The sequence below is a fragment of the Rossellomorea vietnamensis genome (assembly GCF_001305855.1).
GTDB classification, from domain to species: Bacteria; Bacillota; Bacilli; order Bacillales; family Bacillaceae_B; genus Rossellomorea; species Rossellomorea vietnamensis_A.
Genome location: NZ_LIXZ01000006.1, coordinates 274,087 through 287,400, shown reverse-complemented (window position 1 = coordinate 287,400; position 13,314 = coordinate 274,087). Strand labels below are relative to the sequence as shown.

Annotated in this window: 17 protein-coding genes; 4 read left to right on the top strand and 13 right to left on the bottom strand. The window is 42.7% G+C overall.

Features of this window, described 5'->3' with window-relative positions; genetic code table 11:
- Positions 1-280: 280 nt before the first annotated feature.
- The 4 genes from AM506_RS10555 to deoD form a co-directional block, all read right to left on the bottom strand.
- Positions 281-1,741 carry a S41 family peptidase gene (locus AM506_RS10555; RefSeq protein WP_060672436.1) on the bottom strand — a complete coding sequence of 487 codons (1,461 nt, stop codon included), beginning with the start codon at positions 1,739-1,741 and terminating at the stop codon, positions 281-283.
- Between the two features lie 117 nt (positions 1,742-1,858).
- Positions 1,859-2,443, bottom strand: coding sequence for a YitT family protein (locus AM506_RS10550; protein WP_430341370.1), 585 nt, complete (start codon positions 2,441-2,443; stop codon positions 1,859-1,861).
- Positions 2,444-2,600: 157 nt separating this feature from the next.
- Positions 2,601-3,446, bottom strand: coding sequence for a M15 family metallopeptidase (locus tag AM506_RS10545; protein WP_060672460.1), 846 nt, complete (start codon positions 3,444-3,446; stop codon positions 2,601-2,603).
- A gap of 148 nt (positions 3,447-3,594) precedes the next feature.
- Positions 3,595-4,299 carry a purine-nucleoside phosphorylase gene (gene deoD, locus AM506_RS10540; RefSeq protein WP_060672434.1) on the bottom strand — a complete coding sequence of 235 codons (705 nt, stop codon included), beginning with the start codon at positions 4,297-4,299 and terminating at the stop codon, positions 3,595-3,597.
- 131 nt (positions 4,300-4,430) lie between these two features.
- Here deoD and AM506_RS23320 point away from each other — a divergent pair, with 131 nt between their 5' ends.
- A complete protein-coding gene (locus AM506_RS23320; protein ID WP_258261532.1) occupies positions 4,431-4,553 on the top strand; it encodes a hypothetical protein in 123 nt (40 codons plus the stop codon).
- 17 nt (positions 4,554-4,570) lie between these two features.
- On the top strand, positions 4,571-4,714 hold the full coding sequence (locus tag AM506_RS22975; protein ID WP_200908437.1) for a hypothetical protein: 144 nt from the start codon (positions 4,571-4,573) through the stop codon (positions 4,712-4,714).
- A gap of 70 nt (positions 4,715-4,784) precedes the next feature.
- Here the strand turns inward: AM506_RS22975 and AM506_RS10535 are convergent, their stop codons facing one another.
- Together AM506_RS10535 and AM506_RS10530 are read right to left on the bottom strand one after the other, a co-directional pair.
- Positions 4,785-5,105, bottom strand: coding sequence for a YodL domain-containing protein (locus tag AM506_RS10535; RefSeq protein WP_060672433.1), 321 nt, complete (start codon positions 5,103-5,105; stop codon positions 4,785-4,787).
- 98 nt (positions 5,106-5,203) lie between these two features.
- On the bottom strand, positions 5,204-5,974 hold the full coding sequence (locus tag AM506_RS10530) for a sporulation protein (protein ID WP_060672432.1): 771 nt from the start codon (positions 5,972-5,974) through the stop codon (positions 5,204-5,206).
- A 363-nt stretch (positions 5,975-6,337) separates the two neighbouring features.
- Between AM506_RS10530 and AM506_RS10525 the strand changes: the two genes are divergently transcribed.
- On the top strand, positions 6,338-7,429 hold the full coding sequence (locus AM506_RS10525) for a DUF2515 family protein (protein WP_060672431.1): 1,092 nt from the start codon (positions 6,338-6,340) through the stop codon (positions 7,427-7,429).
- Between the two features lie 126 nt (positions 7,430-7,555).
- Here AM506_RS10525 and AM506_RS22090 read toward each other — a convergent pair whose 3' ends face one another.
- Entirely contained in the window at positions 7,556-7,732 is a 177-nt protein-coding gene (locus AM506_RS22090; RefSeq protein WP_082386317.1) for a YozD family protein, read from the bottom strand.
- A gap of 124 nt (positions 7,733-7,856) precedes the next feature.
- Here AM506_RS22090 and AM506_RS22765 point away from each other — a divergent pair, with 124 nt between their 5' ends.
- A complete protein-coding gene (locus AM506_RS22765) occupies positions 7,857-8,027 on the top strand; it encodes a hypothetical protein (protein ID WP_160316868.1) in 171 nt (56 codons plus the stop codon).
- Here AM506_RS22765 and AM506_RS10520 read toward each other — a convergent pair.
- The 6 genes from AM506_RS10520 to AM506_RS10495 form a co-directional block, all read right to left on the bottom strand.
- Positions 8,011-8,670: a hypothetical protein gene (locus AM506_RS10520; protein WP_060672430.1), complete on the bottom strand. Its 660-nt coding sequence runs from the start codon at positions 8,668-8,670 to the stop codon at positions 8,011-8,013. The two genes, AM506_RS22765 and AM506_RS10520, sit on opposite strands and share 17 nt — an antisense overlap.
- Before the next feature lie 209 nt (positions 8,671-8,879).
- On the bottom strand, positions 8,880-9,104 hold the full coding sequence (locus AM506_RS10515; RefSeq protein ID WP_060672429.1) for a YozE family protein: 225 nt from the start codon (positions 9,102-9,104) through the stop codon (positions 8,880-8,882).
- Positions 9,105-9,208: 104 nt separating this feature from the next.
- Complete coding sequence (locus tag AM506_RS10510; protein ID WP_060672428.1) at positions 9,209-9,499, bottom strand: YokU family protein; 291 nt, start codon at positions 9,497-9,499, stop codon at positions 9,209-9,211.
- On the bottom strand, positions 9,492-10,919 hold the full coding sequence (ablA, locus tag AM506_RS10505) for a lysine 2,3-aminomutase (protein WP_060672427.1): 1,428 nt from the start codon (positions 10,917-10,919) through the stop codon (positions 9,492-9,494). Before ablA ends, AM506_RS10510 begins: the two co-directional genes overlap by 8 nt.
- Positions 10,920-10,983: 64 nt before the next feature.
- On the bottom strand, positions 10,984-11,817 hold the full coding sequence (gene ablB / locus AM506_RS10500; RefSeq protein ID WP_060672426.1) for a putative beta-lysine N-acetyltransferase: 834 nt from the start codon (positions 11,815-11,817) through the stop codon (positions 10,984-10,986).
- A gap of 221 nt (positions 11,818-12,038) precedes the next feature.
- Positions 12,039-13,304 (bottom strand): peptidase, encoded by a 1,266-nt coding sequence (locus tag AM506_RS10495; RefSeq protein WP_060672425.1) that lies wholly within the window; start codon positions 13,302-13,304, stop codon positions 12,039-12,041.
- Positions 13,305-13,314 lie beyond the last annotated feature (10 nt).

Genomic DNA, 13,314 nt, shown 5'->3' with positions numbered 1-13,314 from the left:
CCATCTATCCGCCTCATTTACTTTCTGCACCTTCGACAGTTCGGACTTCATCTTGTATTGCAGACTTATCCAGTGCAACAAGCCTTATATGAGATTCGTGTTCCTCGGACCGGAGGTTTGCCGCCCGCTTCCTTCAGATTCCGGGTCGCCCCGGACACCCTTGCGTTAAGCTAACCGCTACAACTGTCTTCACGGCTCGGGACTCTCACCCTATAGATCACACCCATGCCGGGCGCACAATAAAAAAAGATCCCAGGTGAAATCACCTGAGACCTTGGAGTTATTGATCTTTATTCAACACTTCAATCGCTTTTTTCAGTTGAGGGTCGTTTTCTTTCAGCTTTTCCCTTAGGTCGGTCATAAGCTTTAAGATGGTTTCCCCGTTTAGTGTACCTGTCACTTCCAGATCGTTTTTCCCTTGGAACTCTTTAACGGCTGCAGTGGTTTCTTCATCATAGTAGCCGTCTACTTTTCCTGGATTTAAGTCAAGGGCTTCGAGCATTTGCTCTGCTGTTTTCACTTGTTCAGATAAGTCTTCTTCCTTTAGTTCCTTTTCAGGATTGATATAAGGAAGCTGAGCGTAATCAGGCATTTTCACTTCAATATCAGGCTTGATGCCTTTTTCATGGATCCAATTTCCCTTGGGAGTCAACCATTTAGCGGTAGTGAACTTCATGTTTGAACCATCCTTGAAGGTTTCAGCTGTTTGGACGGTCCCCTTACCAAAGGTCTTCGTTCCAATCAATGGTATATCGTTGGATTCGCTTACGGCTGCTGACAGGATTTCTGCAGCACTTGCACTACCTTCATCAACCAGAACGGCTGTCGGCACGTCCACCTTCTGACCTGATTCTGAAACATACTTTTCCACTTTCCCTTTACTGTCTTTCACCTGGAATAAGACTTCACCCTCCGGTACAAACAGATTCGAGATCTTAACCGCTTGATCGAGTAATCCACCAGGATTCTGTCTAAGATCCAGAACGAGTTTCTTCATGCCTTTATCGTTCATTTCATTTAAAGCTTCCGTCAATTCTTTATACGTATTCTCTGAGAAGCTGGTGATTTGGATTTCAGCTACACCATTCTCTTTCATTTCTGCATAAACCGTTTCAATCGGAATCTCGTCTCTTGTGATGGTGACCTCCATCGGTTTATCCTGACCTGCCCGTTGAATGGTCAACGTTACCTTAGTTCCTTTTTCACCACGGATAAGAAGAACGGCATCCGTCACAGACATACCCTGAATGCTTTTGTCGTCTACTTTAGTGATGATGTCGTTTGGCTGAAGGCCGGCTTTTTCTGCCGGAGAACCTTTAATTGGAGAGACGATGGATATGTAACCCTCTTTCTCCTGGATTTCTGCTCCGATTCCTTCAAATGAAGAAGAAATACTTTCCTGGAACTTCTTCGCTTCTTCCTCGTTCATGTAATCGGAAAATGGATCCCCGACACTATCTATCATCCCGTTGATCGCACCGTTTACAAGTTTGTCCTGATCGAGGTCCTTGTAATAATTCTGATTCAATTTATCATAGGCTTCATACAGCTTCTGAAACTCCGATCGTTCTGTCACCCCTACGTTGACTGCTTTTTCGTCGCCGAACGCAAGTGCAAACGTGGTAATTCCTGCAGTTAGGAATACAAGGAAAAAAAGGAGCATGACGAATTTGAATTTTTTCATTTTTATAAAACTTGACTGGGTCTCTTGTTGTGTCTGTTCTGTCTTATCTTGTTCCAAAGCTTCCACCACTTTCGTTGCTATGTATCTTGTGTGAATTTTCGTTTAGAATATCATGAAACATTCCGCTGAGCAATCTTAAGCTCATAACTTCTTCATTCTATCAGCTTTTCCATGTTAGCGAAAGGAAAATCCATCTTCTTCATTATGATGTGTCAAAATCGTCGTAAAAAACCCCACCGTGCTTACAGCTAATAAAGAATATAAAAATGCTTCGGTTCCAATAATGGGGAAGCCCGCCATAAGCACGACACTATCAAAGGCAAAAATCAGCTTACCGACATTCCATCCAAAACTCTTTCCAATTAATTGTGCCAATAAGTCAGATCCACCCGTAGCAGAATTTCCCCTTAACATAAGGCCGATGCCTATCCCGACAAAAGCACCGCCAAAAAAGGCACTCATTAGTGGAGGAAGATGTAAGAGGGTATTCCAATGATAAAAGTAATCAATCATCAAAGAGGACAACCATAGCCCGTGAATACTGTTATAAAAAAGGATTCGATCTTTAAAGAATGCAAGCAGATAAAGGGGGATACTCAGGAGAATGATGGTAAGACCTGGTTTCACACCTAGCCAATAGTGGGCAATCAATCCGATTCCGATCATACCGCCATCAAGAAAATGATGGGGGACGAAAAATAGATTGATGCCTACCCCGACGAAAACACTGCCAATGATGATTATACTAAACACCCTCATCATACCGTCCACCCACCCATCCCAAATTGGACATCCCTTATTACTGTTGTATGTGGAAATACAAAAAAAGAGAACAAGGCGGAAGGGAATTCTCCCCTTATCCCTGAATCCCCATCAAAAAAGGGTCAGGAACGTAGGCCCTGACCCTTTATCATCATTAAATTTTCTTTACATTATTAAAGTACTCTTCAAGTGTCCAATCGTTTTCATGAATCACTTTAGCGGCTTCCTTCCCAACATATCTATAGTGCCAAGGCTCATATTGATATTGGGTAATGGATACCTTATCTTCGGGATAACGAAGAATGAACCCGTACTTATATGCATTCCCTGCCAGCCATTTTCCTTCTTTCGTATCAGCAAATTCTATATTTACTTGAAATTGGTTGCTTTGACTGGAAATATCCATAGCGAGTCCTGACTGATGCTCACTTTGTCCCGGAGGCGCTACGGCCATGACTGCCTTTTCTTCACCGAATTGGGCGATTTCCCTATCGAGGAGCATTTTTTGGTACTCGTATGAGCGGTAACCTGAAATGGCTGTCAAGAATACCCCTCCAGCTTTGGCATCAGCGAACATCTTTTCCAGCTGCTCTGCCGCTTCTTTACGGAGATGCGCTTTTTCAAGGTCCTGATCCCCGAATACGAATGGAACGTTTGGACGGACTAGATCTGCAGGTTTGTATTCATCTAATGCATATTCCTTATTTACCAATGCTAATAGATTGGACGGGTTTTGAATCACCTGTTTTCCGTCCACGACTTTTACGTCATTGAAGTATTCGGACTCTAATTGCAGCTCTTTAGGCACTGCTTCTTCGGACGGCACCTGTTCAGGCTTTGCTTGTTCATCCTGTCCATTGTCAGGTGTCTGCACCTTTGGTTCCTTTTCCTGTGTCTCTTGCTGTTTTTGGCCAAATAATTCGTCTGACCACTCTTCTACTTGCGAACAACCTGATAACATAACCAGGGAGGCAGCAGTTACGAAGATGATCTTTTTCATACTTTCACCTAGTTTCTCTATAATGGTTCCATTCTCCATCTTACCATGTCCAGAGCTATATGTAAGCAGGAGAAAATTCACAAAAGGAAAAACTGCCTATCAACCCGATTCGGGATTGTAAGCAGTTTTTTCCTTTTGCATCTATAAATTATTCTTGAATTGCCGCTTCTAAAGCCACTTCGATCATTTCATTAAAAGTCGTTTGACGCTCTTCTGAAGAGGTTTCTTCCCCTGTCAGGATATGGTCGCTTACAGTCAGAACTGAAAGTGCATTTCGACCATATTTGGCTGCCAATGTGTAGAGGGCAGACGTTTCCATTTCAATGGCAAGAATACCATATTGAGCCCACTTTTCATGGTCCGCATTGTCATTGTAAAACATGTCAGCAGTGAATACGTTTCCGACTTTCAGATTAAGACCTTTTTCTGTCCCTGCATCATAAGCACGTTTTAGAAGATCAAAGTTCGCAGTCGGAGCATAATCGATCCCATTGAACGTTAGTTTATTCATTTGAGAATCAGTGGATGATGTCATTGCCAGGATGACGTCACGTACTTTCACATCCTTTTGAATGGCCCCACATGTACCGACGCGTATCAAGTTCTGAACGTTATAACTTTGCATCAGTTCATTAATATAAATTGAAATCGACGGGACACCCATTCCGGTTCCCTGCACCGAAATTCTTTTCCCTTTGTACGTTCCCGTGTATCCAAACATATTACGGACTTCGTTGTAGCAGGTTACATCTTCCAAGAACGTTTCTGCAATGTATTTTGCCCGAAGTGGATCCCCAGGTAAAAGAACTGTTTCTGCTATTTCGTTTTCTTTCGCATTAATATGTATACTCACTAAACTATTCCTCCTATCAAGACTGTTGAAAGACCATTGTAATCCTTTTCCCGGACATATGCAACGCTAGGAAATGGAAGGATAGATTGCTGACAGAGAGGTCAAAATAAAGGCAGAAGGAGTGATAAAACATGGCTAAAGAACAAATGAGCAAAAAACTGAAGCAGGCAGTACAACATGCAAATGAAACCAATCCTTCTACCCGGTCGGGGACACAACCTAATTCTTCAAGAACCGAAAAACTCAAATCTTAATAAAGGGGGACGCCCAGATGGGAAAAAAACACCGAAATAGAATCAATGCCCCTAAGAAAAATAATCATATCCCCAAAGAAGCATTAGAGGCCGAGCATAATGCACATGGGAAAGAGAACACAGGTCTAAATAGAAAAAATGGTCCTGGACATAACATGTAAGGACTCATAAAGAAAGGAAAGAATCCAGCCTTTGAGGCAGATTCTTTCCTTTTTTCGAATGAAGCTTTATCTAATGGATGACGATCCGGTTCACCCTCTTCCAGCCGTTTGACTGGAGACGATAATAAAAATGGCCCCTCCGTCCTTCATCAATGAAGACGATGTCACGTGTTGCGATATATCTGCCTTGATAATCCTTTGGAACTAAGTCTGGTACATTAAACGTTCTGAATGTCTGATACAGGGCTTCTTCATGATTATTTGCTTCTACCGAGATACGATAAACCTTTTCATACCCTTTTTCCTCCCCATAATTGGGGGTTTGGAAGATGGTCACGTCATAGGTCGATCTCAAAAGCTTTGGACGAATGATTTTTTCAAGTAAAGGCATGAGCATCCCTCCGTCAATATGTTGTACTCATACAATTACACAAACAGCGTGTCGATTCCTTCCCAGAATCACAGGAATCTTTGTCGAATGGAATATATTTACGCAAATTTGTCGATGGCTTGTTGAAGTTTCGATGCTAATTGAGGAACATCGGAAGAACTTATGGTCACCCTGACCATGGATTCATCCATTTCGAGAGCTTCCGCCAGGAATCCCCCCAGTCCCCTCGCCCGTCTGTCCACTTCCAGAAGCATTTCTACCTGGTCTTCCGATTGATTCAGGAACATCAATTCAAGTTCATCCAATTTACGTTGATATGGTCCATTCACCGGGACAAACTCAAACTCCTGAATGAACGGATATCTCCCTCTGTAGCGTCTTGGTGCCTCTTCACATTCCACTGTGCGAATTCTGAAGCCGAGCTCCTGTACAGAAGTCAGGATGGCATTCGTCAAGTGATTCGGCACGATTTCAATATAGTCTTTGTCTTTTGGATCTACTGAATTTTTGATATCCACCCCCGTTGCTACCCACACCCTGGTGTTCCCATATGTGATCGGGGTCTCGAAGGGCAGGGTGAAGGTAAATGGAAATTCCTTTTTTTCATCTTCCAAAACGGTGAATGGATTGGATATTTGCACCTTTTGAATCGGGGCGTAATCTGTATGTTTCTTGTCATCCGATTCACGAATATATGTAGTGAAAAGTGTTAAATAGATGGCATCGATACTCTGCTCCGTACTTCCCCCCGTAATTTCCACCACCCCGTTTACCGTCTCCCCTGCAACGTAGCTCGATTTCTCCAATTTAGTATCCACTGTGGCTGCTCCAATACCGATTGAAGCAAATACTTTATTAAAAAATGACATGTAAATATTCCTCCTCGTTTATTTTAAATCCAGGTGTACATACCTTTTTTGATGAATGAAGTCCACTAATTTCAGTACCTGCAAACCTAGTTTAAGGATTCTTTCTCTGCATACTTTTTTCCTTCTTGAAAAATCAATTCCTCAAAGGTACGCCCACTCGTTTTTTCATGACAAGATAGGAAATCGCCTTATTCTCGCCCGCCATCAGGAATTCAGGGAAGTGTGGTTGAAAAAGTTTACAGTTTATCCCTTTCATTCCGGACATATTGGCCCTGGTTAGAAAATAACTTCTTGTAAGGGTGTATTCATTTCAAAAGGATTCGTTTCCCACAAATTTTTCATTTATTTGAGAGGTGTGATTACTTGGGTTATTCACCGTTTCAAATCATTTCAAACCTATTCAAACCGGGGCAACGGGAAAATAGGTCCCCCCTTCTCGATGTTCAGGCGGTTTACAGGCTTTACGCCGAAATGAAGCAGGAACCGGTCCCTGATGTCTATTTTCCTGAAGATAAAGCTTTGTTCAAGAAAATTTTCATCAAAGTGAAAAAAGGGAATGTCAATAACCTGACAAGAACTTCTGCCTATCTTGATTTATTCAAGAAACATCCTGAACTGCACTGGTCTTTTCTCGCCCACATGGTATCGAGAAATGCCGGTTACCATATGACAGATATCAAGAACGAGTTGCTCTCACACGTAATGAGTGAGAACGAACAACAGTCTCTATTTGAGTTTCTGGAACGCTGTAATGCTGCTATCTTTAACGATGCTTATCCTCAACTATTACTTTATGAAAACTGGAAATTAACCGGCCGCCATCCCTTTCACCTACTGAAAAAGTTCAACGTTTCGGTATTCATGAGGAGGATATGGGCTGACTATCTCAAGACGGGGGATGACCCTGTGTTGACGACCGCACTCATTATGAATGAGCAGCACCTGATTCAAAACGAAATATTATCCAGTCCCACCCTTAATATGGGAATTGAAAAGTGGAAGTTCTTCCTGCAGGACCGTATGGAATTCACTTCCATACTCTTCCCTTATGGCAAGCACACCCCATACTCCCTGGCAGGACTTTCCGTTTCTCACTTTGAGAAGGTGGATCGCAGAATTCAATTAGGAAAGAAACTTTATAGAGTATTATTCCATCCAATTGTTTTTCCGACTGCATATTCTTTCTCCCTTCACCATCCCCATACGGGATCCAGGGAGGATTATTGGCCGCATATTTACTCGAGGGTAAAAAAGAGAAAGCATCTATTCAGCCCCGAACTGGGAGCTGTCTGGGAAACTATCACTTATGCCGATCCACCGTCGACGGATTGGTTTAGAGAGCAACCGATTGAAGTGATGTCGCCGCTTCTGACGTTGATGGTCCCTCTTCATTTCTCTATGACCCGGAAATGGAAAGCAAGAACGACTATTCTTCTGAAACTAAAGAGGGATTGACTCAAAATGATGTGCCCCCCGCTTCCTTCATAAAAGAAGGTATGAGGGACACATCAGAGTCAATCCCCGTTATATGATTGGTCGTTGACATATTAAGTGAAATCCATATCGATGGGTGAAAAGAGTTTAACCCTCATCTTCCCATTCCTCATCAATGATACATTTGGCAATCAGATACTCGAATGTGATATCCGCTATTTCTTCCAGCTCATCTTCTGATGGTGCATACCCTCTTTGGATCAGTTCTTTCATAAAGAACTCAGCAATTTCCTCGGTGTCGATAAAGACTTCTATCTCCCGCATGTGATCGCCCCCTTTGATTCTCAATTTATGACAATACTATCCCGGTTATGCCAGGAGAAAAAAGTTTTCATAACACTTTAAAGACAAGCATAGACTTTATCATCAAAGGTAGAGGAGCGATAGTATGTTACATACATTTACCCAAAAAACGAAAGCGATGGTAAGAGACCTGGAAAATGGAGAAGGGATCATCGTTTCAGGAATGCAATGGATCCTTCGTGCCATTCTAGTATCGTTTCTGGTCTTAAGCGTTCCCGTTTTTCTATATATTATGTGGCTTATTCCTTCTCTTTAACGATAGACTGTGTGTTTGTATGTTTTTTTAACTGTTCTAACACATATTCCATTTTATTCTTGTATTTACCATCATTGAATAAGAGGTACAGTGTTTTGTAGTCATTGTAATGATCAAGGAGCTGATCAATCCAGGTTGGCTTTGGAAAAGCAGGGGAATGGAGCGATTTTGATTTACCTTCTTTTTTTTGAGGGAAGACGAATCCATATTTCTTTATGAAAGCTTCTGCCTGCTCTTCATCGGCAACCAGGGTGATTTCATCTTCGTCTGCCTCCAGCCATTCACCGTCCGTGATCCTCATTAATTCATAGATTACGTCTTCCCACGCATCATCTTTATATCGCCATATTTCTGTTCTGAAACCCACCACTTTAAAGAGATCCTCTTCGTATCCCTTCACGATGACAAGGTCTCCAAACAAAAATTTGTATTCAATATCGATCTGTTCCTGTTCAAATATATATCCATCATAAGAATCAAGCAGTTCTAATGCTTTTTCCTTGAATAACCCTTCACTTTCGTTAACCTCATATAAAAACTCTCCGTCAATCTTTTTGATGTCGGTGATTTTCCCGACGGTACCATAGATTGTGACAACTACCGTTTCCCCAACTCTGAATCTAGGCTCTTTTCGTTTCTTCATTCTCCCCTCACCCTTAATCGCCTTTTTTATATGATATGCAATAACAATCATATCGGTATACACGAAATCCCTGACTATCTTTTCTTTAGGGTAAGAAATGTTTCATGAATTGGCCAAAAAACGGATCAAACAGCTTGCCGTGGGAATTTATAAAAAAGGACCGACGTTTGCAGGATACAAATGTCAGTCCGTTGGCTTGGAGATATGCATTACTCTTTTTCTTCTAATTGGTACTGGTCCCAGGCTGTGTCGAAGATGGACATACTTTCAAGATAGTGCCCATTCATTTCGAGATAGGAGCTGATTTCATGGTATTGCCCGGACTGTTTCGGAAAGCTATGATCATCGTATGCTGAATTCGCAAATCGGGTTATATCATCCTTGGCAGTCGGTTGCCTGTATTTCATTAAGTAATGATAAAAAGATTTTCTCATCTCTTCCACCTGCCCTTGTTCTATCTTTTCTAACAGGATAGCGGAAGAAGATGATTTCGTAAAGTGATTGCTTCGAATGAGAGGAAAATCCGGGCCTTCACCTGCTAAAATCGAAAATAATTCTTTTTAAGTAAGCGGGGAAGCGCCATTAAGTCTTCATAAGGAATCACTTTATCAATTAACCTTGTATCGATCAGCATCAGTTGATCTTCAATCTCATTGATGATGGTTTCCTCCTGGTAGTCCATCCCGCAGTGACTGCAGCAGAGACTCGGGACATTCGCAATCTGAATTGCCCGTGAGCCATCAGGCAGCTCCCAATACACACTTGATTGATGAGCATGAGCCGCGTTCTCTTCACACCATTCGCATACCTTTTCCGAATTTTTAGCCATTGATGGTTCCTTCCTTATCATCATTTTTGTTCTGATCCATTTTTGAAAGCATTGCTTTATGCTTCTTTTCCTTAAGCTGATCCCTTTTTCCCCTGAAGTCCTTGAGGGAATTGTGATCCGGATTCTCCTGATATTCCTTGCGACGCTCCAGGCGCTTGAGACCAGCGGGCGTAAGAGAAGAATGGGTTTGATTCATCAATCCGGCAATACCTATGGTCGGTTCCTTGATTTCTTCATCGTGATAAACCTCTTTAAAGTATTCATCTGCCCTTCCTGATACGTATTCCTCCGGTTCAGGATAGGTGGAGATGACGCCTTCGAAATTCCTTACGACCACTTTCGAAGCACTTTGGGATATCAGGTAATTCGGTTGCAGGGATATTTTCCCCCCGCCTCCAGGAGCATCAAGGACGAAGGTCGGGACGGCATAACCGGATGTGTGTCCTCTCAATCCTTCAATGATTTCAAGCCCTTTGCTGACAGGTGCCCTGAAATGGCCGATCCCTTCCGATAAATCACATTGATAAATATAATACGGGCGCACGCGAATTTTAACCAGGTCGTGCATCAACTTCTTCATGATCGGGACGCTGTCATTGATGCCTGCCAGGATCACAGCTTGGTTTCCTACAGGAACCCCTGCATCGACAAGCATCTCACATGCCTTCTTGGACTCTTCCGTAATTTCAATGGACGTATTGAAATGTGTATTTAACCAAACAGGATGGTATTTCTTCAATATATTACACAGGTTTTCAGTGATCCTTTGCGGAAACACGACAGGTGCCCTCGTTCCAATCCGGATGATCTCGACATGCGGTATGTCCCTCAAGTTCTTTAATATATACTCGAGTATTTGATCATTGATCAAGAGACCGTCCCCGCCGGAAAGCAGTACATCCCTTACGCTCGGCGTATCCCTTATATATTCAATGGCCGCATCAAGCTGCTTCTTCGGGACGCCCATTCCGATCTGTCCTGAAAACCTCCTTCTCGTACAATATCTGCAGTACATGGAACACTGATTGGTGACGAGAAATAACACCCTGTCCGGATATCGGTGCGTCAACCCAGGGACCGGTGAATCCTCATCTTCATGCAAGGGATCTTCCAGGTCATACTTTGTTTTATGGATTTCCTGTCCAATCGGTACGGACTGCATCCGGATAGGGCAGCGGGGATCTTCCTCATTCATCAGCCATGCATAGTAGGGAGTAATATTTAATGGAATGGTCTTGGTTGAAATTTTGACCCCTTCTTCTTCCTCGGGCGTCAAGTTCACCACTTTCTTCAAGTCATCAAGGGTTCTGATTGTGTTTGTCAGCTGCCATAACCAGTTATTCCATTGTTCATCCGTGACATCCTTCCAAAGCTCAATATCCTTCCAATCCCTTTTTGGTTTATAGAGATTCATTTTCATCTACTCCACCAACTTTCCAAAAAGTTTCGTTGCAGAAGACTCTCTTACCCTCAATTGATTTCTTCTACCCCTCGCTTAAATCCTTTTCCCAAATGTTCATATCTTCCATTTTGTCAAAGATGATGCAGTTATTCGCGAGTCTCCCACCATACTTGTATCCAAGCTGATGGAATGCTGCATTCATCCCGAATGAAAGAGCCCTGGCAATCGTATAAGCGCAAAAAATATTCTGTTTCACCAATTCATCTTCCAATTTCCTTAGCAGATGCTTCATGTACCCGCCTTTACGATGAGAAGATCTCGTAGCACAATCCGTTAGTTCAGCATTTTTGTTGGAAAAAGATATTTCAGCAGAAGCGGCACTGATCAACCTTCCATCCTCCTCGATGTACACAAAGATTGTCCCATTTTTCATGGATTCTTTTATATAATCGGGATCTTGTAATGGTACAGGATAAAGCGTGAACACTTCTTGATACAAATCTGCTAATTTCTCTGCATGCTCCCCTCCTGCTACAGATATGAACCCTGACCCTTCCATGGTTTGTTTATCAAGCTGTTGAACCGCTTGGATAATGTCATCCTCTTTTCTCCAATAAGAACTATTCCTTCTATCATCCGTCAGAAATTTACTCATAAAGAAAGCCCTGTCTCCCCTAAAGTAACCGTTTACTCCCCCCTCCACAATGAACCCCTTTTCTACAAAGTGGGAAACCTGATTTGACTTTGCCTTCACAATGATCTTTTCGAACCGATTGGTTTCAGCCGCATTCACGACGTATTCCAATAGACTTCCTGTGCTCCCCCTGAATTCATCCACCCGGAGTCTACGATTATAGTCATCTTTATAAATGGTCGCTTCCACTTTTGGTTGTTGTATATATTCATATGTTTGCATTCTTCTAAGCCCCTTTTTAACAAACATATGAAGGTATGAGATAAGTTATGAAACAAACCACCATAAAAAGGGAACAACCTCATACTTGAATCAAGTGAGTTGTTCCTGTCTAAAGTTGATGAAAGGGATGATCATTTTTTTCGGGGAATGCCCTGGTCATCACCATCCTCTCTCGTCGTGTGGGTCTGCACCTTTTTACCTTCTGCCCCATTCAGATAAAATCATGAGGGTTTATTACACCAATCGACCATGAAGAGAGAAAAAATTTCAGCCGATTGGTAAACCCTCTCTAGTTCAATGAATTCATTTGCATCATGGGCCACTTCAGTTGTTCCCGGTCCAAAAATCACCACAGGCATATTGCCTCCTTGAGACAGGATCCCTCCATCCGTTCCCCAAGGTGAGGCTTCAATGATTGGATCAGACTTCATTACCTGTTTGGCATGCAGGGAAAGGGTGTGTATTAATTCATGGTCACTTGGAAGGTTGCCCGGCTGCCAGCGTCCGCCAAACCATTCCACCTCAACCGGGTGTTCATCAAACCATGGATCGATTGACTTCAGTTTGGAAATTCCGGTTGAAAATTCCTGTTCGACTTCCTGGAGGGTTTCCCATGGTCCGACTCCTATCCTGCCTTCAATGACAGCCGTATCCGGAACGGAAGATGGCCATTTTCCACTTTCGATTCTTCCAATATTAACCGGTAACGGAATCGGAATATTTCTATATAAAGGATCATCCACCCTCGCGTTACGTTCATTCTCCAATTGTTGGAGAGCTTGAACGACCTTATACGCTTTCTCTATTGCATTCACACCTTCATACCTGGTTCCCCCATGGGCAGATTTCCCCTTTACCTTTAGACGAAACCACATGGATCCTTGCTGTTTAGGGAAGATCTTCATATTGGTCGGCTCAGGGATGATGACAGCATCCGCTTTATAGCCTCTGATCAATGCGGCTAAGGTTCCCGTTCCCCCGCTTTCCTCTTCAATGACACTCTGAAAGATGACATCCCCTTTTAAAGGGATATTCAACTCCTTTATCACTTCAATGGCGAGAAGCAAAGCAACCGAACCGCCCTTCATATCCGTTGCTCCCCGTCCGTAAAGCTTTCCGTCTTTGATGAGTCCGCTATAGGGATCATGAATCCAATCTTTTCGATCCCCTTCCGGTACAACATCAATATGCCCATTTAAGAGAAGGCTTTTTCCCCCGCCTGTCCCTTTTAAGACCCCTACTACATTGGGATTACCTTTAAAGTTATTCCGGTCACATTTGTAAAAAGGATGATGCTTTAAATCACTCTCCTTTATTTCCCAAATGTCCAGCTCCAAACCAAGCTTTCTGCATTTTTCTATCATGATCGCCTGCGCCTTTGATTCGTTTCCCCTGACACTATCCTCTTGGACCAATCTTTGCAGAAGCTTGATACTACTTTTCTTTTTTTCCTCAATTATTTCTTTTATGAGGCGATGAGTGTCCATCAGATTTCCT

Coding starts and splice junctions, on each gene's coding strand:
- AM506_RS10520 (WP_060672430.1), bottom strand. CDS start 8,670: ATGAAGAAACGAAAAGAGCCTAGATTCAGAGTTGGGGAAACGGTAGTT.
- AM506_RS23320 (WP_258261532.1), top strand. CDS start 4,431: ATGGCTAAAGAACAAATGAGCAAAAAACTGAAGCAGGCAGTACAACAT.
- ablA (WP_060672427.1), bottom strand. CDS start 10,919: ATGAAAATGAATCTCTATAAACCAAAAAGGGATTGGAAGGATATTGAG.
- ablB (WP_060672426.1), bottom strand. CDS start 11,817: ATGCAAACATATGAATATATACAACAACCAAAAGTGGAAGCGACCATT.
- AM506_RS10510 (WP_060672428.1), bottom strand. CDS start 9,499: ATGGCTAAAAATTCGGAAAAGGTATGCGAATGGTGTGAAGAGAACGCG.
- AM506_RS10530 (WP_060672432.1), bottom strand. CDS start 5,974: ATGTCATTTTTTAATAAAGTATTTGCTTCAATCGGTATTGGAGCAGCC.
- AM506_RS22090 (WP_082386317.1), bottom strand. CDS start 7,732: ATGCGGGAGATAGAAGTCTTTATCGACACCGAGGAAATTGCTGAGTTC.
- AM506_RS10495 (WP_060672425.1), bottom strand. CDS start 13,304: ATGGACACTCATCGCCTCATAAAAGAAATAATTGAGGAAAAAAAGAAA.
- AM506_RS10535 (WP_060672433.1), bottom strand. CDS start 5,105: ATGCCTTTACTTGAAAAAATCATTCGTCCAAAGCTTTTGAGATCGACC.
- AM506_RS10545 (WP_060672460.1), bottom strand. CDS start 3,446: ATGAAAAAGATCATCTTCGTAACTGCTGCCTCCCTGGTTATGTTATCA.
- AM506_RS22765 (WP_160316868.1), top strand. CDS start 7,857: ATGTTACATACATTTACCCAAAAAACGAAAGCGATGGTAAGAGACCTG.
- AM506_RS22975 (WP_200908437.1), top strand. CDS start 4,571: ATGGGAAAAAAACACCGAAATAGAATCAATGCCCCTAAGAAAAATAAT.
- AM506_RS10550 (WP_430341370.1), bottom strand. CDS start 2,443: ATGAGGGTGTTTAGTATAATCATCATTGGCAGTGTTTTCGTCGGGGTA.
- AM506_RS10515 (WP_060672429.1), bottom strand. CDS start 9,104: ATGAGAAAATCTTTTTATCATTACTTAATGAAATACAGGCAACCGACT.